The organism is Bacillus sp. FSL M8-0063 (assembly GCF_038005545.1).
Classification (GTDB): domain Bacteria; phylum Bacillota; class Bacilli; order Bacillales; family Bacillaceae_G; genus Bacillus_A; species Bacillus_A wiedmannii.
This window is the reverse complement of sequence record NZ_JBBOTJ010000001.1, coordinates 2,335,990-2,357,195: the sequence shown is the minus strand read 5'-3', so window position 1 is coordinate 2,357,195 and position 21,206 is coordinate 2,335,990. Positions and strand designations below refer to the sequence as shown.

Here is a 21,206-nt window from a genome sequence, read left to right as displayed (position 1 = left end):
GGATATAGGCACTCTTCTGTTATATGGAGCGAAGAATCGATTGTTTTGAAAGGTTGAATATCCTGCATTATAAATTTAGGTGATAGTTTTACGTGTTACTAATGATTTCACAGTTTCTGCACAACTTTTGCACATGTTTTGGTAATTTCTATGTCATGATATATTCATTAAGTGAAATATTTCACAAGAAACGAAATATATTCTCGCTATGGTGTATGAATTACTAACACATACATCGATACAAGATTGTCTCTTGTTATTCTTTTACATCAAAGCCCACATTACACTACGAAGTATAACAAGAAGGGGACAGAAACATGAATAATCGATTTTTAAAACAACTACAAAACATGAAAATGAACAAAAAAAGTCTAGGAGCTGTTGCATTAACAGCCGGAATTATTGGCACGACACTTATTCCTCAAAACGCATACGCGCACGGTTTTGTTGAAAAGCCTGGCAGTCGATCTGCTTTATGTAGTCCAACTTATGGTGCACTAAATGTAAACTGCGGAAGTGTTATGTATGAACCGCAAAGCTTAGAAGCACCAAAAGGATTCCCGCAAGGTGGCCCACTTGATGGACAAATCGCTTCTGCAGGTGGTAAATTTGGTGGTATTTTAGATCAACAAACAGCAAATCGTTGGTTTAAAAATACAATCACTGGTGGAGAAAATACATTTACTTGGAAGTATACAGCGCCTCACTTAACGAGCAAATGGCATTACTATATTACAAAAAAAGGATGGAATCCAAATAAAGCGCTCACAAGAGCAGATTTTGAACCAATTGGAACTGTACAACATGATGGTTCTGCAGCCTCAAATCATTTAACTCACAAAATCAATGTACCTACTGATCGTAGTGGATATCATGTGATTTTAGCAGTATGGGATGTAGCTGATACAGCAAATGCATTCTATAATGTAATCGATGTTAATCTTATCAATGACGTAAAACTAGATACAGAAGCTCCAAGTATTCCAAATGGAATTCAGGCACAAAAAGTAACAGCGAATAGTATAGAACTAGCATGGAACGCTTCTACGGATAATGTAGGGGTAAAAGGGTATCAAATCTTCCGTAACGGAGAGATGATTGATACAGTACCAGGAACTCATTTTATTGATAAAAAATTACAACCAAGTACAGAATACTCTTATACTGTAAAAGCAATTGACGTAGCTGGAAATGTCTCGAAAGAAAGTGCAGCGCTTACAGTAAAAACAACAGTTGAGGCTCCTGATACAGAAGCACCAACACAGCCAAAAGGATTACATAGTATGGGAACGACAGCATCAAGTGTTGATTTAATGTGGAGTCCATCTGACGATAATATTAGTGTAGACCATTACGATATTTATAGAGAAACAGAAGGATCAATGAAAAAGATTGCAACATCTAATACGACTTCTTATATGGATAAAAATTTACTCTCTAATACTACTTATAAATATGTAGTGAAAGCTGTTGATGTAGCTGGAAATGAATCTGTACAGAGTGATATATTCACAATTACTACAAAAACTGAAAGCGCTTCATATGAAGGTTGGGATGCAAAGAAAGCATATGAAAAGGGAGATAGAGTTCTACACGAAGGAAAAGTATATGAAGCAGTCCAGAGCTATCAAGGAAATGGGGATCCAAACTGGATTTATGCCTTATCATTATGGAAAACAGTGTAAGCTTTACCTAGGTATGAACTAAGAGATGATGGGCTTTGACGTAAAAGGAAATCTTGAGAATTCACTTTTCTGTTTATAAAAAAGACGACGTTGAATACGTCGTCTTTTTTTCTAAATTTTACTTTCCTTCATTAAATGATGATAAGTCCCGTAATTAAACTAAAGTGTTATTTTTATAAAATAACGGGGAAGGAGAGAATTAAAGAAAAATCATAGTGTATGATTCTAAAATGTTTTTGAAAATGTATGGAGCGAAATAAAAAGAACCCTGTATAAAACGGTTTCTTTTGCTGCGTTAATCTATTAATTACAATCTTGATAATATTCATCACACGAATCCTTATTATCGTTACAGCAAATACAAAATGTTTTTTGCACAAATAAACTAACTATACTAGTAGGACCCTCCTGTTTGGTAAAAGTAAGACTTTGAAAATCTTCAACTTGAAATATTTTTGTTTGAACAGGTTGTAATGTTGCAGTAATTGGGCGGCTAGATTTTCTTGTTAGAATAGTTACTTGAACGGGTGCACTCATCCCGACAACGAATAACTGAATTAATGTTTTATTATGATTGTTTGTGAAATCCTCAAATACAATTTGTGGCGCGGTGGTTTCAAGGAAAACAGATAAAGGTATATTTCCATTTGCATTTTCTGCAGAACCAGTTATCGTATGAGTTTCAATAAAACAGTTATTTTTTGATCGTTCGAATGCGATTGATTTTTATAATATTTTTTACCATCTTTATAAAAATAATTAGCCATAAATATTTTGCTCTCCTTTCTTTGTAATATCAATATATATTATTAATTAAAAGGAAAGAGTGCTTGTACAAAAGAATAATATCCGCTTTTGTAAAAAAAGAAATATATTTGAGGATGTTGTAGTTTCTAACTAAAAATAAGCACACATTAAAGTGTGCTCTAGATAAGAAAGGTAAGAATCTTATGAATGGAGAATCTCCATTCAATAACATATGCTTGTCTAATTTTAAGGTGAAAACTTTTTAACAAAAAAGTTATTCGGAAAATTTTCCTGTGATGATACAATTATATTTTTTGATTTTAGATGTTTGGAATTATGAATATCGAGATGGATTTTTAAAAAAATCAGAAATTTAATTTCATTGCAAATAATGAAGCGGTTAGCCAACTTTAACTAATCAATACAGGGGTAGTAATCTAGATACATAGATATTATATTGAGTTATGTATTGTATTCGAGGGGGAATACAGAATGTGTACGTATTGGGAAACGTATTTAAAGAATTCTTCGAGAAGCAAGAACGAAATAAAAGAGCGATTAGCAAAAGCTAACTGCTCCAAACAAGGATGTCACACTTGATGTATTTATAGTATTAACGAAATATCGAGTTTTATTCAAATGGAGAGAAGTAGGCTATTAACATGGAGATGCATAAATTCATATCCTGTAAGTAGTAAATTAATGACGGGATAGATTGAAAATGGATGATCCGATTAAGGAGATAGTTGGTGCTTGGTTTGTTGCAGTAGGGACAATTATTGCTGCGGTTGGTAGTACACCTTTTAAAAAATTGAACGACGAATTAAGAAGAGATTTAAACATATGGGGGAATGTATTACAGGCAACAGGGAACGGTCTGGAAGCTGATGGACAAGGGGAAATATCTCTTGAAAAAATCGGTAATGAAATCCAATCAATTGGTAATGTAACGGTTTTAACAGGACTCATTATAGAATTTGAAGATAATACACAAAAAAAAGTAGTGATTGCAGGGAATTGGATACAAGCATTAGGTGGTATTACAGCAATAGGTGGAGAATTAGAGGATAGTTCCGATATAGATGAATCGTATAACATTGCCGGGAATGTGTTACAAGCGACCGGAAATTCATTACAGGCAATAGGTGGAATTGATGAATTGAAAGCTAGTCGGGATAAAGTGGAGGGGATTTCGGAAGGCAATGAGGAGGATGGACAGATTATAGTAATTACGGGGAGCTGGATTCAAGCAGTTGGTTCTGTAGTTTCATTAATCGGTCAAATAAGAGAAGAAAGACAAGAGATAGTAGATAACAATTCATAGTGAGTTTAATAAAATAATCTTTTTAAAGTGAAAGCAAACAGAATATAGTGCGAATAGAAAACTAGAGAACGCCAATTCATTAAGGTTCTTTTAAGACTATGTATGCTAGGTTCTTTGCTTTCAAGTGAATAAGATACAGAAAGGTGACTATATGAATAAACAATATAGCCATCTTTCTATTATGATAACACTTTCATCATAAGTATATGTGGAATACCATCTTCCATAAATATATCAGAAGAAGTTTCGTAGCCTAATTTCCTATAAAATCCTTCAGCTTGTGTTTGCCCGTGTAATTTCACTTTTGTAGCTTGTTCATTACGAGCAATTTCTTCTAACATTTGAATGATGACTTTACCTAATCCGTATTTACGATAGTCTTTTAAAATACAAATACGTTCTAATTTTCCTGCGCCCTCAACAAATCGTATACGACCTGTACCTACAGGAAGCTCGTTATAATAAACTAAAATATGTTTACATTCCTCACCGATTTCATCGAATGTATCGAATTCATCTTCAAGAGGTACATTTTGTTCCTTTACAAATACTTCTTTTCGAATATGAAAGGCAGTTTCTAAATCTGTAAGTTCTGTTATGAGTTTGGAGTGCAAATTGTTCAGCCCTTTCTAGTGTGATGTGCTTTTGTTTTCATAGTATATCATAATGATACGCAATAAAGAGAAAATATAAAAAGCTGACTGTAAGAGTCAGCTTTCATTATAATTCCTTTATCCCATTTTTTGTTCCAATAATCGCCTTACTAGTCATATTAACAAACAACCCTGTTTCAACTACACCTGTAATCATTTTTAATTGAGTGTGTAAATTGGCAGGATTAGTTATGTTATGAGGGAATATACAATCAATAATCATGTTATTGTTATCGGTAAAAAACGTTTCATTATTTTTTAAACGTAACGTTGTTTGACAACCTAAAGATTGAATTTTCCTTTCGGTTTGTTTCCATGAAAAAGGTATAATTTCAACAGGTAATGGGAAAGTACCTAAATGTGTTACAAGTTTCGATTCATCAGCAATAATAATTAGTTCTTTGGAGGAAGTGGCAACAATTTTCTCGCGAAGTAATGCGCCACCACCACCTTTTATAAGCTGTAAATTAGCATCAATTTCATCCGCTCCATCAATTGTAAGATCAAGACTTTGTACGTCGTTTAACGAAATTAGAGAGATATTTAGTTGTTTAGCTAATAATTCCGTTTCTTTTGACGTTGGTACAGCTTGAAATGATAATCCTTCTTTTACACGCTCACCTAATTTTTGTATCGTCCAATATACAGTAGAACCTGTACCAAGTCCAACTTTCATCCCATCTTTTACAAAGTTAGCAGCATATTCACCAGCGAGCTGTTTGAAATTTAGCATATCATTCTGCTGGACGTGGGCCTGCATCAAGACCTGAATTTTCTACTGTAAGTATAGGACGAACGACTATATCTTTATGTACGTGCATTTGGCATGATAAACGTAAGTGATCTTCAATTCCTTTTTCTGTAATCGCATTTTTTTCATTAGAACTGGCTTCACAAAACTCACCTGCTATAATTTCTACTCTACAAGTTGTACAGCGGGCTTTCCCGCCGCAGCGATGGAGAATGTGTACACCGTTATCTTCGATCGCTAATACTAACTTTGTGCCTTCTTTCACATCGAAAGTTCCCGCACCTTCAATTGTTAATTTTGGCAAATTTATTCCTCCTCAAGTAAAATTGTACATAACATATTTATGACCGCGAATTATTGAACATAAACATAATTTTTTTATATGCCCCGTAACTTTTTTATTTGTTGAATCGTTAATTAAGTAAGCGCTGAAAAGGAGTGGTTATTTTGTGCACAAAAGTAACTCATATTTTAAAGAATCATATCGATATAAATCATTCAAATATAAACTTTTTAATTGAGCAATACGGAGAGTTGAAAAGGTATTGTACATTTTTAACGAAAAATAAATGGGACGGCGAAGATCTTGCCCAAGAAACGGTTTGTAAAGTTCTTCAAAAATATAGTAAGAAAGATATTTGTATGACGCTTGTATATAAAATAGCTAGAAATCGCTGGATAGACCAGATGAAATCAAAATCAGTTCATGAAAAAATAAAGAAACAAATTATTTTTGATGCCCCACAAGAGAACATTGCAGATTTGCATGAAATGGTAGGGAAAGTATTATCGTCATTAAATGTACAGCAATCCGCAATTTTACTATTAAAAGATGTGTTTCAATATAGTATAGCTGATATTGCTAAAGTATGTTCCGTATCAGAAGGTGCAGTGAAAGCTTCTTTATTTCGGAGTAGAAATAGGCTGAAAACTGTAAGTGAAGAAGGGATTGAGATAGTCGAATTCACAGATGATATTGAAGTTGTAGTAACGTCTATTCGGGAAGAAAGGCCGGAATTGTTAACTAAGCTTCTTCCGACAATAGATTTTACTAAGTTACCATCTAAACAGCCAGTCTTATTATTTAATGCGAAAAAACCTTCTTCTTACAGTTGTATGCTTTTAGCGGCATAACAATTATTGGAGGGATTTAAAATGAATGCAATTCCATATGTGGTAGAACAAACGAAATTAGGAGAACGTTCCTATGATATATATTCAAGGTTATTAAAAGACCGCATTATTATTATCGGTTCAGAAATTAATGATCAAGTAGCGAGTAGTGTCGTAGCTCAATTATTATTTTTAGAAGCGGAAGATGCAGAGAAAGATATATATTTATACATCAACAGCCCAGGTGGTTCAACGACAGCAGGTTTTGCCATATTAGATACGATGAATCTAATCAAACCAGATGTGCAAACACTTTGTATGGGATTTGCAGCATCATTTGGTGCATTGTTATTATTATCAGGTGCAAAAGGAAAACGATTTGCACTCCCTAACAGTGAAATTATGATTCATCAGCCACTTGGTGGTGCGCAAGGACAGGCAACAGAAATTGAAATAACAGCGAAAAGAATACTAAAGTTAAAGCGTGATATTAATAAAATGATTGCAGAAAAAACGGGGCAATCGATTGAAAGAGTAGCACATGATACAGAAAGAGATTATTTTATGACTGCTGAAGAGGCAAAGGAGTATGGGATTGTAGATGATGTTGTTACAAAAAAATAAGATAAAAACAGGCTAGAGGATATGCTAATCCTCTAGCCTGTTTTATTAATCTTTTACCCATTCATCAACTAGTGCTTGATTTTTTTCAATCCATTTTCGTGCAGCTTCTTCGGGATCTTTCGTTTTATTTAACGTGACCATTAATGTGCCAAGCTGCTCATCATTCATTTTCCATTTGTCAAAGTATTTCACGATATCCGGATGATCTTTTTCGAAACCTTTACGAACAGAGTAATAAATGTCATCTTTTTCACCATATACTTTCTTAGGGTCTTTTAAATATTTTAAGTCAAATTCTGAAAAGCCCCAATGCGGATTCCAAAGCGTAACAGCGATTGGTTTCTTTTTCTTATATGCTTTCTTTAGTTCACTCATCATCGCAGCTTCAGAAGATTGGACAAGCTTTAGTTTTATATCATATTCCTTCATTGCTTTATTTGTTAAATTCATAAGACTACTACCGGGTTCGATACCGACAATTTTGTTATCTAGCTCATCTTTATGAGCATTTAAATCTTCGATACTGTTTATGTTTTTCACATAAGAAGGGACGACTAAGCCTAGCCCAGTACCCTCATACCATTTGGATTTTAAGACAATATCATCTTTATAACGAGCATTTAGCGGTTTATCCGTAACGGGTAGCCATACTTCTAAATTCGCATCCACATCACCACGAGCAACGCCAGTCCAAATCGCAGCTTTTTCTAAATACATGAGTTCAACTTTATAGCCTTTTTGTTCTAATAGAACTTTCCACATGTTTGCAGTTGCAATGTTTTCTTTCCAACTTGTTACACCAAGTTTAATTTTTCCTTTCGAATTTGCATTTGTTGCATTACATGAAGAGAAAATCATAGTAATAAATAATGCAAGGCATATAAGCCATATTTTCTTTTTCATCGAAACCCTCCTAAGAAACTTTTGCCTTTTTAAATAAATGTATAAGTAAGCATTCTTATTATGAACGGAAACGCGAATTTTAAAGAAATCTTATGAATGTCATTTTTATGTAATATTTCTTTGTAAAATCGCAACACTATATGAATAGATGGGTAGAAAAGGAGTAGTGACATGGATAATACAAAGGTGCGTGTTGAAAACGTAACAAAAGTATTTGGGAAACACCCGCAAAGAGCGCTGTCTTTATTAAAAGAAGGAAAAAGCAAATCGGAAATTTTAAAAGAGACAGGAATGAACGTTGGTGTGAAAAAGGCAACGTTTGAAGTATACACGGGAGAAATTTTTGTAATTATGGGTTTGTCTGGTAGCGGAAAATCTACGTTGGTCCGTATGTTAAACCAATTAATTAGACCAACGGCGGGGCATATATACATAGATGGTGAAGATATCGCAACGATGGGAAAAGAAGAGTTGCGAAGAGTGAGAAGAACGAAGATGAGCATGGTGTTTCAAAAATTCGCTTTATTCCCTCACCGTACAGTGATACAAAATGTTGCGTACGGGTTAGAAATTCAAGGAGTTCCAGTAGAGGAACGAGAAAATAAAGCATTAGAATCGCTACAGTTAGTAGGACTCGATCATCATAAAGATAATTATCCGAGTCAACTTAGTGGCGGTATGCAGCAGCGTGTTGGAATCGCAAGGGCATTAACAAATAATCCAGATGTATTGTTAATGGATGAGTCATTTAGTGCATTAGATCCACTGATTCGCAAAGAAATGCAAGATGAATTGTTAGAGCTACAAGATAAAATGGAGAAAACAATTATATTTATTACGCATGATTTAGATGAAGCGCTTCGAATTGGCGATCGGATTGCGTTAATGAAAGATGGAGAGATTGTTCAAATTGGAACGCCGGAAGAAATTATGATGAGTCCAGCGAATGAATTTGTTGAGAAGTTTGTTGCGGACGTAAATTTAGGAAAAGTAATTACGGCGGAATCTATATTAAAACGACCAGAGACTTTATTAATTGATCGTGGACCACGTGTAGCACTTCAGATTATGAGAAATGCAGGTGTTTCAACTGTATATGTTGTTAACAAAAAATATGAGTTTTTAGGTATATTAACTGCGGATGATGCGAGTAAAGCCGTTCAAAAACAATGGCCAATTGCTGATTTATTACTAAACGATATTCCGCACGTGTATTTAGATACTTTACTGGAAGAAACATATGCAAAAATGGCGGAGATGAAATATCCGTTACCCGTAATTGATGAGAAGAAAAGGCTAAGAGGAATTATTAAACGCGAAAGTGTCATTCAAGCTCTTGCAGGTAATATTGAGGAAGAGGTGAAAGACGATGAGTAGTATACCACGTATTCCATTAGGGGAATGGGTCGATTCATTTGTTGCAAGTTTATATGAGCATCTTGAAGGCTTATTCCGAGGATTCTCTTATATTATCGGTGGATTCGTTGATTTACTCACTAATTTTTTAACAATAATACCGGCCATATTGATGATTATTATCCTTTGTTTCCTCATTTGGTACACAACGAGAAAGGTATCTTTAATTATTTTTACACTCATCGGTTTATTATTTATTTTAAATATTAACTACTGGGCACAGACGATGCAAACATTAGCACTTGTACTTACGTCTGTTATTATTTCAATTATTTTAGGAATCCCAATCGGAATTTTAGCTTCTCAAAATGAACGCTTCTCAAAATTTTTAAAACCGACATTAGACTTTATGCAAACAATGCCGGCTTTCGTATATCTTATTCCTGCAATTACATTTTTCGGAGTAGGTGTAGTGCCTGGGATTATCGCATCCGTAATCTTTGCAATGCCACCGACAATTCGTTTTACTGACTTAGGAATTAGACAAGTTCCAGAAGATTTAATTGAAGCAGCGAATGCGTTTGGCTCTACTGCATCACAAAAATTATTTAAAGTACAATTACCACTCGCAACTGGAACAATCATGGCTGGTGTGAACCAAAGTATTATGCTTTCTTTATCGATGGTAGTAACAGCATCTCTTGTAGGAGCGCCAGGTCTTGGAGTTGATGTATACCGCTCTGTCACACAAGTTAATATCGGAATGGGATTTGAAGCCGGACTAGCTATTGTTGTCATTGCAATTATACTAGACCGTATTACACAAGGATTTCATCAAAAAAGAAGATAAAAGGAAAACACACTTTATTATACAAAGTGTGTTTTTTGTTCGGAAAAATTACATACGAACGATAACAGAACTACCAGCTGGTGCACAAACATGGTTTTGTTGTTGTTCCATTGATTTAATTAAATGATTATTCTCTTCGATTAATGAGATTAATTTCGCTAATTGACTTTCAAGACTTGCGATACGCTGCATCATATATTGTGAATCATGATGCAGTGTATTTCTTACGGGATGTGGGGAATACACATATTGTTGATTTATATTTGGATTCCAGTGAGGATGCATTTAAACCTTTCCTCCTTCAATAAATTACGAAGCTTTTTTATAGTAAATGCCTATGTATAATTAATGGTTACTTGAAATTTTATTATGATAAAAGGAGTATGTACAGAAAATGGAAAATATTATTATGTGAAGTTAAGGTACATTTTTTGGAAATATTCAAGTGAGGTAGTGAATATATTAATACATTCAAGTAAATGTATGTTATTTAGGGAGAAATGATGGGAGGAGATGCAATTTTGGCTAAAAATAATAAAAGAAATGAAGCCTTGGCAATAGGTATCGGTATAGGGGTTGTAATCGGTGTGTTTCAAGGGTTTTTTACTAATAATTTGGTAATCGGAATTGTGATAGGAATCGTAATTGGCGTTGCATTTTTGAAGAAAAAGTGAGTATTAAAATCATTTCAAAAATTACCCCGTTAAATGGATTTTCGGAATATAAATCCTGTTTTTCCTTTTTTTATGATATTATAAATAAAAAGGATGGTGATGGATATGTCAACAAACAATCAAGTAGAACAAAACTGCTTTATTTGCGAAAAACATAGAGGAAACATAATAGTTCCAGGTGGAGCTATATACGAAGATGAACTCGTTTACGTAGGACATGTCCACTGGGATAGTGAAGAAACATACCTTGGTTATGTAATGATAGATATAAAAAGACATGTACCTGGTCTTGCTGAACTAACAGATGAAGAAGCGAAAGCGTTCGGACTTATAACAAGTAGAGTAAGTAAAGCGCTAAAAGAAAGTGAAGGTGCAGAACATATTTACACTTTTGTTTCAGGGAATGGTGTACCACATACGCATATGCACATTATACCGCGTTATCCAAATACACCCAAAGAGTTTTGGTCACCGACTGAAGTAGCGAAATGGACTGGTGCACCATATGGTGACGCAGAAAAAATCAAAAAACTATGCGAAAGAATACGAAAGTATATGGTGAGTGAATATGCATACAACAAATAATAGACAATGTTCATGGGTTGGAAATAAGAAGATGTGTTTAGACGAAGTTTCAGTAAAACAATATGGTGATATCGTACTCGGTGCATATGGCGGGAATATAAGTGCTGGAGCAAAAAAGAATGAAGATGGTGCGTTAGTTTGGTCGAATGGTGATTGGGAATTTGCAGCTATTTTAGATGGACATAATAGTGCGGAAAGTGTTGATTTAGTAGTAAATACAATCCAAAAAGAATATGAACATATAAAAGCAATGTTGAATGAATCGATTGATACAGTATTTCGATCGGTTGAAAATCATCTACTTACAATCTTTAAATCCCCCTCATTTAAAGAAAAGTGCAAAAAAGTAAAAGGTGAAACAGCGTGCTTAATATGTGTAAGAAAAGAAAACTACATATGGTGGTTATCTATTGGTGATTGTTTAGTTTATGTATTTCATGAAGAGTTACATAAGTTAGGACAATATGCATTAAATCAACGCCATTTTTACGAATGGATTGGAAATGTAAATACATTTCATTTACCAGTCCCTTGCTATTCAACAGGAATTCGTGAATTACGTGCTGGAAAGAATCGAATTGTAATGGTTACAGATGGGGTATTAGAATGCGGGGAACGTCATTATGAAACACCATTGAATCTGTATAATGATATGAATAGAAATAATATAGAACTTGAAGAAAGTGTTCATCATGTATTAGAGCAAGTTCATCATCAATTCGGACGAGATAGTGCGACAATTATTAGTTGGGACGTTGAAAACAAAGAGAATGCTACTTATCCGAGTGATCAACCGGATAAAAGGTAAAGGAGGAGACATCACTGCTTTTAGTTAAAGGGATTTTATTAGTATTATGGATCATATTATTAGTTATTTTGGAAAAAGTAGTGAGAAAAAAATTAAATATACCGAAACAAACTGACTGGAATAGTAAATATGTAAACAACGCTCATAAATGGGGCATTAGGGCTCTTATCATTTCTTATATAATAGTAACGATGATATGTGCCACTTTAAATCCTATTTATATTAGTAATTTACCCATATTATTTTTAATAACTTTATACTGCTTTCAATCATATATGGAGTGGAAATATGATAAAGAGTCGAGGGAATATGTCATTTCTTTAGGAACAGTTCCATTATTAATAATAACAGGAATTATGATTAATCTATTCTTTTATAACTATTGGATTTAATCATATGTGGAATGAATGGGGAGACAAATGAAAAATCCTAAATTACGTGCTGAAGTAATGATTTTAAATGAAGACCATTCTAAAGTGCTTGTTCAATGTGATTTAAGGGGAACATTTTATCGTTTTCCAGGCGGTTCTATTGAATTTGGTGAAACATCAAAAGAAGCAATAATACGAGAATTAATAGAAGAATACGATTTGAAGATTGATGTTCAAGAGTTAGCCGTTGTAAATGAGGATATTTTCAAGTGGAATAACGAAAAAGGACATCATTGCACATTGATGCATTGGGGATCTGTTAAAGAGAGAATAACAAATGAAATAAGACATAAAGAATATGAGGATATTATATTAACTTGGAAAAGTATAAATGAATTAAAGGAGAAGCCCACATATCCTGAAGGGATTGTAAGTTATTTAGAAGAGAATAACCGAAATATAGTCCACTTTATTTCTAAAAATAAATAAAGTAATAGGAGGGGAACAACAATGAGTACCTCTACAATTTTGATTATTATTATTGGACTGCCTATAGGTGGTTACTTTTTAGAACAGTTTTTAAGAAGAAAGTTGAATGCGGAAAAAAGAGGATTATTTGGATATAAGCATGTGAATAGTTTACATGTAAAATTGGAAATAGGGCTTATGATTATTTATATAATAGGTAGTTGTTATTATATGTTTAAATTTGAAAACTCTAAAATGGCTTATGTTATGTTCACTTATTTAGGGATATCATTGACTTTAAGAGCATGGATGGAATGGAAGTATGATAGAGAATCAAAAGAATATATACTTTCAATAACGGGAATGGTTGCATTTATATTGATGCTCTCAATACTAGTTTATTTCGTTCCACCTGCTGCATAATAAGGTGATTATTAATGGTACAAATCAAGAGTTAACTAATTAATAAGAAACCATTGAGTAGTAAATGGTTTCTTATTTAAATTTATCATTTATTTTAGCTAAAATGGATGTAACGAAATTTGTTTTATCCTCTGCATATTGATGTTTTTCATTAGGATTAGCTTGTGAAAGTTGAACCTTTAACTGTTCATACTGTATACGAGAAGTTTTATTGTCAATTAAGTAATCTCTGAATTGTAATTGTTCTATTAAATATGTATTGCCTTGTTCATATATATGAATTTGATGAGTTCGTGGTTCTCCTTTATTAAAATAATATCGTTCAGGCAGTACATCTTTTCTGTATTTATAGTTTAGTAGTTCTAACTTTTTTATACATGTTAAACCGTCCGTATAATTTTCTAGTTCGATTGCAATATCAATAATTGGCTTTGCACTTAAATGTGGAATAGAGGTACTACCAATATGGTGTATCGCTAAAATATGTTTGCCAATTTGTTCTTCAATGAGTTGTTTTTCTTTCATAAACTCAATTTGCCATTCTTCAGTCCATGGAACTAAAAACACTTTTCCAAACGGTAAACCTAACATTTGATTAGCACCTCTTTCAAAATGTTATCAAAAAAGTAAACTACATTTTCTTAAAGCTTCTCAAAACAAGGTATTCCCACAATCTCCAAGGAAGAATCTTCTTCGCAAAGATCATAAATTTTACACCTTTTCCAATCGGATATCGTAATTTCGTACGCTTAGATTCAGCAATCTCTACAATTTTATTAGCAACATCTATCGGATTACCAAATGTATCACTGCCGCTATTAATATGTTTTTGTATTTTAACCATATATTCTTTGTAAGGAGAAGGTCTATCAGATTGGTTTGTAGCTAGTTGTTTACCAACTTCCCAAATATTTGTGTTATAAGAACCAGGTTCAATTAAAGCAACATCTATTCCGAACGGTTTTACTTCTAAACGAAGTGATTCACTCCAGCCTTCTAACGCATATTTTGAAGAAACGTAAGGGGATAGACCAGGGAATCCAACTTGACCACTAATGCTGCTTATATTAATGATTTTCCCACTTTTTTGTACTCTCATATAAGGTAATACAAGTTGAGTAATTGATACAGCTCCAAAAAGGTTCGTTTCAAATTGTTTACGGTATTCCTCTACTGGAATTTCTTCTACAAAGCCCCCATTTGCATATCCTGCATTATTAATCAGTAGGTCTACTCTGTTTATTTCTTTTAAATATAATTGAAAGTTATGTATAGAATTTTGATTGGTTACATCTAATTGTTGAACTGTTATGTTTTGTTGTAAGTTGAGTTGAGTAGCTTGAGATATTAAAACTTCTCGTTTATTAAGGTTTCGCATTGTAGCTATGACTAAATAGTCTTTTTTCGCAAGCTCAAGTGTTGTTAAAAGACCGAAACCACTTGAAGCCCCAGTTATAACTGCGATTTTTTTATCCATTTTCCGCCAGCTTTCTTTTTCTTTTATCATAACGAGTTATGGGGATAAAATCTATTTATTGTATAAAGATATTTGTTATAATTGAAAATGGTTATCAATTAAATTTAGTTTTCACATAAAAGGAGTGTGGATTTCATGGAGACTAACGGTTTTCATGATATTTTTCATAAATACTTTCATGGTTTACAAGTTGTAGAGGAAAGGCATATGAATATGCCCAAAACAATAGGTAAGGGTGAAATACGAAGATGGACTTCATTTTCAGGAATGGAAATTGTGTTATCAAATTATCAATTTCATAAAAATTATCGCATCCAGTTTGCATCTGATGCAGCAATGGTTGAGCTTAATTTTTGTTTACAAGGGTTCGGAGAAGTGCAAGTTGGTCATTCCGCGTATGAATTAATGACTGGAAATAGTTATTTATATTTTATGAATGATTTTGATGTGTTATTTGAATATGAAAAAGAAAGGCCTCTATATTCATTAGCAATTGGGATTCCTGTACAATTATTTAATCATTTCATGATGAATAATGCTATTGAAAAAAGTCTTGATTTTCATTCTATATTAGGAAATCAATCTTTTAAAAAGTTTCAAAATCCAATTGATTCTATAACATCTAATCTTATTAAGAAAATGATAGAGCCTCCCCAAAAGGATCGTATTAGTCAACTAGAATTAGAAAGTAAAGCGCTCGAATTGCTTTCTATACATTTTGGGAGAGTGTTGCTTAATGATTGTGACGCAAATAAAAGGAGTCAATTATCAAAAAAGGATTTGAATAAAATAAAACAGGCTGAAGAAATTTTACTTCAACGAATGGAATCACCCCCATCATTATTAGAATTGGCTAAAATAGTAGGATTAAATGATTATAAATTAAAAATTGGATTTAAAGAATTATTTGGGATGTCCACATTTGCATATTTACGAGAAAAACGTATGGAACATGCGATAGATTTACTACGTTCGGGAAATAGTAATGTGACCGAAACGGCATTTGCAGTTGGGTACAATAATGTCAGTCATTTTTCAGAGTTATTTCGTAAAAAGTATGGAATGAATCCATCAAAACTTTTACGTATTTATTAACGTAAAACAGGAATAATCCGCTATACCGTAAATTCCTCCGTTATTTGGTAGTTGCTTTTTGTAATGGTCATTATAATTACAAACAACATCCAATTGGAAATAATTTTTTATGGAGGAATTTAAATGAAAGAGCGGAATGAAAGTCATTTTTGGCTATTTGTATTAACAGGGATGTTTCTTATTATAACAACAACCGGTTTTGCACGTATGGCATATGGAATTATATTGCCATTTATGCAAGAGGGACTTCATTTATCTACAGCTCAATCAGGTATGTTAGGAACAATACTTTTTTTAGGATATTTATTAACTGTAGGAACATCTGGAATATTTACTATCCGTTTCGGCGCAAAATCCGTTTTATTAATAGGGAGTTGGCTTGTTGTTGTAAGCTTATTGGGATTAGCCTTTGTTTATTCATTTTGGCTAGTCGCTATTTGTATGCTATGTGCTGGAGCTGGTAGTGCTTTAGTATATACACCACTCATGTCAATAACGGTAGGATGGTTTCCGGACAAAAGAGGAACTGTAATGGGGCTGTTATTAAGCGGTGCTGGCATAGGTATGTTATTTAGTGGAATAATTGTTCCTTATGTAGTACGTACATTTCCTGCGTACAGTTGGCGTGGTGTATGGTTTTTGTTTGGGGTTATTACATGTATCGTAGTATGTATCGCTTCAATTATTTTGAAAAATCCTGATGTAACCGAAGATGAGGAAAAAGGGAATTATAAATCGTTTTTATGGAAAACAAAAGAACTATATGTTATTGCATGGATGTATTTTATTGTGGGCATTGTTTACTTAATTCCGAATTTATATCAAACTAGTTTTATGATTGATAGTGGTATTTCGGCAGCGATGTCAGGAACTATTTATGCAATTGCCGGTATGTTTTCAATAGTAGGAGCTCCTATCTGGGGATTGATTTCAGATCGGATTGGCATAAAGAAAACGTTATGTATTGCACTTATATTAGCTGTAATAGGTGATGTGGTGCCAATCCTTTTTGAAAACATAATGGGTTTTATCGTATCGGCAATAATTTGGGGTTCTAGCCTCGGTGGTATCCTTTTATTAATACAAGTTGCAGCATCAAAGCAAGTATCCCAAAAGTATGTATCGATGGCAATTAGTTTTATATCTGTTTTTTATGCAGTTGGTCAAATGATTGGACCAGGACTTGCAGGCTGGATTATTGAAACAAGTGGTTATACAGCTGCTTATGGATTAGGTGCGTTCGGTTTCTTTATATGTATATGTATGGGATTGCGTTTAAAAAGAGGAAATCTTACAAACTCAGCGTATTTAGAGAAGTGAGTATTGTCATGAAATGAATCTTTTTAAAGGGAGGACGTAAAGTGGTACATGTGAAAGATGTATTAGCAGATCAATTATTAGCGAATGCAAACGATCCTAGTTGGTATATTCCATTTTCAGATGCAGTGAAAGATCTACCTGAGAGAGAAGCTTTCTGGAAACCGAATGAAGAGAGTAATAGTATAGCTGAAATTGTACAACATCTACTGTATTGGAATTCAACGTGGCAAACTAGGTACAAAGAATCGAATGTGGATGCCGTGCCCGCTATTGGTGATAATAACAAAAGTTTTATGCTTTCAAATAATCAAACCTTCGATGAGTTGAGAGAAAAACTACTAGAGAAACTGTTACAATGGCAAAAGCTTATAAATGAAGAGAAGGTGGAAAGTGATGTAGTTGGATTTTCTGTTTCCGCAAAGTGGTGGGAAATATTGGCGAATGTAACAACTCATAATGCTTATCATATTGGTCAAATTATTTACATCCGGAAGTTACAGAAGAGTTTTGAGAATGAATAAGATAATAATTCTCAAATTAGGTGAACAAAAGTGGACAAAACGAGACATATGTCTCATTTTGTCCACTTTTTTATTATGAAAGAAATGAGAAAACCCATGAAATCAAGGATTAGAATTTGGCACAGTACTTGCAATATAAAAGATGAACAAGAAAATAGGAGGGCTGGACATGTTAAAAACAACTGAAAGTAAAGGGAATGAAATTACGAAAGAACAAGCTCGTTGGATGTATGAAAAAATGTTAGAGATTCGTAAGTTTGAAGACAAGGTGCATGAATTGTTCGCGCAAGGCGTTCTGCCAGGTTTCGTTCATTTATACGCTGGTGAAGAAGCAGTAGCAGTTGGTGTATGTGCCCACTTAACAGATAGTGACAGTATTACAAGTACGCATAGAGGACATGGACATTGTATCGCAAAAGGCTGTGATTTAAACGGGATGATGGCTGAACTTTTCGGGAAAGTGACAGGGTTATGTAAAGGTAAAGGCGGTTCCATGCATATTGCCGATTTAAATAAAGGAATGCTTGGTGCAAATGGGATTGTAGGCGGAGGTTTTCCACTTGCTTGCGGCTCAGCATTAACAGCTAAATATAAAGGAACGAAAGATGTAAGTGTTTGCTTCTTCGGTGACGGAGCAAATAATGAAGGAACATTCCATGAAGGGGTTAATTTAGCAGCGATTTGGAAGTTACCAGTTATTTTTATCGCAGAAAATAACGGTTACGGTGAAGCAACGACATTTGAATATGCTTCTAGTTGTAACTCTATTGCTGATCGTGCAAAAGCATATAACATTCCGGGTGTTCAAGTAGATGGAAAAGATCTATTAGCAGTATATAAAGCGGCGGAAGAGGCTGTTGAGCGTGCACGTAATGGCGGTGGCCCAACTTTAATTGAATGCATGACATATCGTAATTACGGTCATTTTGAAGGAGAAGCACAAACGTATAAAACAGCGGAAGAAAAAGAAGAACATTTAAATGAAAAAGATGCGATTGTGCATTTCCGCAAGCATTTAATTCATGAAGCTTTATTAACGGAATCCGAACTTGTGGATATGGAAAAGGCAGTAGATGAAGCAGTGCAAAGATCGATTGAATTTAGTGAAAATAGTCCATATCCAGAGGATGAAGAATTATTAAAAGATGTATACGTTTCTTACAAATAAGAGGAGGGTGAAAAATAATGACTAGAACAGTAAGTATGTCAACTGCAATTAATGAAGCGATGAAAATTTCAATGCGTCGTGATGAAAATGTAATTTTGATAGGAGAAGACGTTGCAGGAGGTGCACAAGTTGATCACTTGCAAGATGATGAAGCATGGGGCGGTGTTCTTGGTGTTACGAAAGGACTTGTACAAGAATTTGGCCGAAATCGTATTTTAGATACTCCAATTTCTGAAGCTGGTTATATGGGAGCAGCGATGGCAGCTGCGGCAACAGGATTACGTCCGATTGCTGAATTAATGTTTAATGACTTTATCGGTAGTTGTCTTGATCAAATATTAAACCAAGGTGCAAAATTCCGTTATATGTTCGGTGGTAAAGCGAAAGTACCAGTTACAGTACGTACGATGCATGGTGCTGGTTTTAGTGCAGCAGCGCAGCATTCACAAAGTTTATATGCTTTATTTACGAGCATTCCAGGTATAAAAGTCGTCGTTCCTTCTACTCCGTATGACGCAAAAGGCTTATTATTGGCGGCAATTGAAGATGATGATCCAGTAATCTTCTTTGAAGATAAAACACTTTACAATATGAAAGGTGAAGTGCCAGAAGGGTACTATACAATTCCTTTAGGAAAAGCAGATATTAAACGTGAAGGTTCTGATGTAACAATCGTCGCAATTGGAAAACAAGTTCATACAGCACTTGCAGCTGCAAAGCAATTATCGAAAAAGGGACTCGAAGTAGAAGTAATCGATCCACGTTCTTTATCACCGCTGGATGAAGATACGATTTTAGCATCTGTTGAAAAAACGAATCGCCTGATTGTTATTGACGAAGCAAATCCAAGATGTAGTATCGCAACAGATATTGCAGCAATTGTAGCGGATAAAGGATTCGATTTGTTAGATGCACCAATTAAACGAATTACAGCACCACATACACCAGTTCCGTTCTCACCACCACTTGAAAAGTTATATTTACCAACGCCGGAGAAAGTAATTGAAACTGTATCAGAAATGATCGGAGACCAATCTTTATTACATGTGTAATGAAACGATTAGAAGGGAGAGAGAACTATGGCTGTAGAAGTTGTAATGCCAAAGTTAGGTATGGCGATGAAAGAAGGTATTATTACGAGCTGGAATATTAAAGCAGGTGATAATGTAGAAAAAGGTGAACTAATTGCTAGTATTAACTCAGAAAAAATCGAAACGGAAATAGAAGCACCAGCTGATGGAACTGTTCTTGACATAGCTGTAAGTGAAGATGAGGGAGTTCCACCTGGCACTGTAATTTGCTATATCGGTAAACCGAGCGAAAAAGTAGATGTCTATGAAAGTACAAATGTTGAAGAAGAGAAAACACCGAATCCAGAACCTAAAATTTTACAACATGCAGAACAATATGCGATAGATGTGACGAAGCAAAGAGTCAAAATATCTCCTGTTGCGAAGAAAATTGCAAAAACTGAAAATCTTGATATTAGATCATTAATTGGTACAGGTCCTGGCGGAAGAATTACAAAGGTAGATGTTTTAAAGGCACTTGAGGAAAGAGTTACAATTCCAGAAGTACTTGAACAAGAGGGAAGTAAAGTCATTCCTGTTACTGGTATGCGGAAAGCAATCGCAAACCGTATGCATACAAGCTTACAAAATAGTGCGCAATTAACATTAACGATGAAAGTAGATGTGACAGATTTAGTTGCTTTACATAAAGACATAGCGGAAGTTGTACAAAAACGATACGATAACAAACTAACCATTACGGATTTCGTTTCTCGCGCTGTTGTATTAGCACTTGCGGAGCATAAAGAAATGAACAGCGCTTATATAGATGATGCAATTCATCAATTTGAACATGTTCATTTAGGCATGGCAGTCGCGTTAGAAAAAGGATTAGTCGTTCCGGCTATTCGCTTTGCTAATCATTTATCTTTAGTAGAGTTATCTAAAGAAATTAAAAATGTGGCACAAAAGGCACGAGCAGGCAGTTTAAATAGTGATGATATGCAAGGAACAACCTTTACAATTAGTAATTTAGGTAGCTTCGGTATTGAATATTTTACGCCGGTATTAAATACACCTGAGACTGGTATTTTAGGTGTTGGTGCAATTGAACATGTCCCTGTATATAAAGGGAAAAAATTAAGAAAAGGAAGTATGTTACCTTTAAGTTTAACATTCGATCATCGTGTACTAGACGGTGCACCAGCAGCTGCATTTTTACGCACAATTAAACGTTATTTAGAAGAATCTGTAACAATTCTTTTATAAAGAGAAGGTGA

Annotated in this window: 25 protein-coding genes and 1 pseudogene; 18 read left to right on the top strand and 8 right to left on the bottom strand. The window is 34.2% G+C overall.

What is annotated here, in order from left to right; all coding sequences use genetic code 11:
• The first annotated feature begins 317 nt into the window (after positions 1–317).
• Positions 318–1,685: a lytic polysaccharide monooxygenase gene (locus MKX31_RS11845; RefSeq protein WP_098112178.1), complete on the top strand. Its 1,368-nt coding sequence runs from the start codon at positions 318–320 to the stop codon at positions 1,683–1,685.
• Positions 1,686–1,988: 303 nt separating this feature from the next.
• Here the strand turns inward: MKX31_RS11845 and MKX31_RS11840 are convergent.
• Positions 1,989–2,452, bottom strand: a pseudogene (locus MKX31_RS11840) (exosporium protein D).
• A 701-nt stretch (positions 2,453–3,153) separates the two neighbouring features.
• On the opposite strand from MKX31_RS11840, the gene MKX31_RS11835 reads away from it, so the two are divergent.
• Positions 3,154–3,756, top strand: a complete 603-nt coding sequence (locus MKX31_RS11835) for a DUF6944 family repetitive protein (protein WP_048560833.1) — start codon at positions 3,154–3,156, stop codon at positions 3,754–3,756.
• A 179-nt stretch (positions 3,757–3,935) separates the two neighbouring features.
• Here the strand turns inward: MKX31_RS11835 and MKX31_RS11830 are convergent, their stop codons facing one another.
• From MKX31_RS11830 to MKX31_RS11820, 3 genes are all read right to left on the bottom strand, one after another.
• Positions 3,936–4,370 carry a GNAT family N-acetyltransferase gene (locus MKX31_RS11830; protein WP_048560834.1) on the bottom strand — a complete coding sequence of 145 codons (435 nt, stop codon included), beginning with the start codon at positions 4,368–4,370 and terminating at the stop codon, positions 3,936–3,938.
• Positions 4,371–4,476: 106 nt separating this feature from the next.
• Complete coding sequence (gene rpiA / locus MKX31_RS11825; protein WP_064475490.1) at positions 4,477–5,142, bottom strand: ribose 5-phosphate isomerase A; 666 nt, start codon at positions 5,140–5,142, stop codon at positions 4,477–4,479.
• Between the two features lies 1 nt (position 5,143).
• A complete protein-coding gene (locus MKX31_RS11820) occupies positions 5,144–5,464 on the bottom strand; it encodes a 2Fe-2S iron-sulfur cluster-binding protein (RefSeq protein WP_001125375.1) in 321 nt (106 codons plus the stop codon).
• 143 nt (positions 5,465–5,607) lie between these two features.
• Between MKX31_RS11820 and MKX31_RS11815 the strand changes: the two genes are divergently transcribed.
• Entirely contained in the window at positions 5,608–6,294 is a 687-nt protein-coding gene (locus tag MKX31_RS11815) for an RNA polymerase subunit sigma-70 (protein ID WP_064475489.1), read from the top strand.
• A 21-nt stretch (positions 6,295–6,315) separates the two neighbouring features.
• Positions 6,316–6,897: an ATP-dependent Clp endopeptidase proteolytic subunit ClpP gene (clpP, locus tag MKX31_RS11810; RefSeq protein WP_000991621.1), complete on the top strand. Its 582-nt coding sequence runs from the start codon at positions 6,316–6,318 to the stop codon at positions 6,895–6,897.
• A 45-nt stretch (positions 6,898–6,942) separates the two neighbouring features.
• Here the strand turns inward: clpP and MKX31_RS11805 are convergent, their stop codons facing one another.
• Positions 6,943–7,800, bottom strand: a complete 858-nt coding sequence (locus MKX31_RS11805) for a glycine betaine ABC transporter substrate-binding protein (RefSeq protein WP_064475488.1) — start codon at positions 7,798–7,800, stop codon at positions 6,943–6,945.
• Between the two features lie 171 nt (positions 7,801–7,971).
• On the opposite strand from MKX31_RS11805, the gene MKX31_RS11800 reads away from it, so the two are divergent.
• Entirely contained in the window at positions 7,972–9,177 is a 1,206-nt protein-coding gene (locus MKX31_RS11800; protein WP_064475487.1) for a quaternary amine ABC transporter ATP-binding protein, read from the top strand.
• On the top strand, positions 9,170–10,006 hold the full coding sequence (locus MKX31_RS11795) for an ABC transporter permease (RefSeq protein ID WP_098112026.1): 837 nt from the start codon (positions 9,170–9,172) through the stop codon (positions 10,004–10,006). The genes MKX31_RS11800 and MKX31_RS11795 overlap by 8 nt, the downstream gene beginning before the upstream one ends.
• Positions 10,007–10,054: 48 nt before the next feature.
• Here MKX31_RS11795 and MKX31_RS11790 read toward each other — a convergent pair whose 3' ends face one another.
• Complete coding sequence (locus tag MKX31_RS11790; protein WP_064475485.1) at positions 10,055–10,291, bottom strand: hypothetical protein; 237 nt, start codon at positions 10,289–10,291, stop codon at positions 10,055–10,057.
• 218 nt (positions 10,292–10,509) lie between these two features.
• Here MKX31_RS11790 and MKX31_RS11785 point away from each other — a divergent pair, with 218 nt between their 5' ends.
• The 6 genes from MKX31_RS11785 (at position 10,510) to MKX31_RS11760 (ending at position 13,335) form a co-directional block, all read left to right on the top strand.
• The gene (locus tag MKX31_RS11785; protein WP_064475484.1) at positions 10,510–10,680 is read left to right on the top strand and encodes a hypothetical protein; all 171 of its coding nucleotides are present in this window, start codon (positions 10,510–10,512) and stop codon (positions 10,678–10,680) included.
• A 93-nt stretch (positions 10,681–10,773) separates the two neighbouring features.
• Complete coding sequence (locus tag MKX31_RS11780) at positions 10,774–11,265, top strand: HIT family protein (protein ID WP_098102847.1); 492 nt, start codon at positions 10,774–10,776, stop codon at positions 11,263–11,265.
• Positions 11,249–12,073, top strand: a complete 825-nt coding sequence (locus MKX31_RS11775; protein ID WP_098112025.1) for a PP2C family serine/threonine-protein phosphatase — start codon at positions 11,249–11,251, stop codon at positions 12,071–12,073. The genes MKX31_RS11780 and MKX31_RS11775 overlap by 17 nt, the downstream gene beginning before the upstream one ends.
• A 68-nt stretch (positions 12,074–12,141) precedes the next feature.
• Entirely contained in the window at positions 12,142–12,465 is a 324-nt protein-coding gene (locus MKX31_RS11770; protein WP_081257260.1) for a DUF4181 domain-containing protein, read from the top strand.
• Positions 12,466–12,492: 27 nt separating this feature from the next.
• Positions 12,493–12,933 (top strand): NUDIX domain-containing protein, encoded by a 441-nt coding sequence (locus MKX31_RS11765; RefSeq protein ID WP_098102849.1) that lies wholly within the window; start codon positions 12,493–12,495, stop codon positions 12,931–12,933.
• A 21-nt stretch (positions 12,934–12,954) separates the two neighbouring features.
• Entirely contained in the window at positions 12,955–13,335 is a 381-nt protein-coding gene (locus MKX31_RS11760) for a DUF4181 domain-containing protein (protein ID WP_064475482.1), read from the top strand.
• Between the two features lie 72 nt (positions 13,336–13,407).
• On the opposite strand, the gene MKX31_RS11755 is transcribed toward MKX31_RS11760, so the two are convergent.
• Positions 13,408–13,926: a GrpB family protein gene (locus MKX31_RS11755; RefSeq protein WP_064475481.1), complete on the bottom strand. Its 519-nt coding sequence runs from the start codon at positions 13,924–13,926 to the stop codon at positions 13,408–13,410.
• 40 nt (positions 13,927–13,966) lie between these two features.
• Positions 13,967–14,812, bottom strand: a complete 846-nt coding sequence (locus MKX31_RS11750) for an oxidoreductase (RefSeq protein WP_064475480.1) — start codon at positions 14,810–14,812, stop codon at positions 13,967–13,969.
• A gap of 135 nt (positions 14,813–14,947) precedes the next feature.
• Between MKX31_RS11750 and MKX31_RS11745 the strand changes: the two genes are divergently transcribed.
• From MKX31_RS11745 to MKX31_RS11720, 6 genes are all read left to right on the top strand, one after another.
• Positions 14,948–15,907: a helix-turn-helix domain-containing protein gene (locus tag MKX31_RS11745; protein ID WP_064475479.1), complete on the top strand. Its 960-nt coding sequence runs from the start codon at positions 14,948–14,950 to the stop codon at positions 15,905–15,907.
• A 123-nt stretch (positions 15,908–16,030) separates the two neighbouring features.
• Positions 16,031–17,227 carry an MFS transporter gene (locus tag MKX31_RS11740; protein ID WP_064475478.1) on the top strand — a complete coding sequence of 399 codons (1,197 nt, stop codon included), beginning with the start codon at positions 16,031–16,033 and terminating at the stop codon, positions 17,225–17,227.
• Positions 17,228–17,268: 41 nt separating this feature from the next.
• Positions 17,269–17,748 (top strand): DinB family protein, encoded by a 480-nt coding sequence (locus MKX31_RS11735; RefSeq protein ID WP_048560849.1) that lies wholly within the window; start codon positions 17,269–17,271, stop codon positions 17,746–17,748.
• A gap of 169 nt (positions 17,749–17,917) precedes the next feature.
• A complete protein-coding gene (gene acoA, locus MKX31_RS11730; RefSeq protein ID WP_064475477.1) occupies positions 17,918–18,916 on the top strand; it encodes an acetoin:2,6-dichlorophenolindophenol oxidoreductase subunit alpha in 999 nt (332 codons plus the stop codon).
• A gap of 17 nt (positions 18,917–18,933) precedes the next feature.
• Entirely contained in the window at positions 18,934–19,968 is a 1,035-nt protein-coding gene (gene acoB, locus MKX31_RS11725; RefSeq protein ID WP_064475476.1) for an acetoin:2,6-dichlorophenolindophenol oxidoreductase subunit beta, read from the top strand.
• Between the two features lie 27 nt (positions 19,969–19,995).
• Positions 19,996–21,195 (top strand): dihydrolipoamide acetyltransferase family protein, encoded by a 1,200-nt coding sequence (locus tag MKX31_RS11720; protein ID WP_103656074.1) that lies wholly within the window; start codon positions 19,996–19,998, stop codon positions 21,193–21,195.
• Positions 21,196–21,206: the final 11 nt, after the last annotated feature.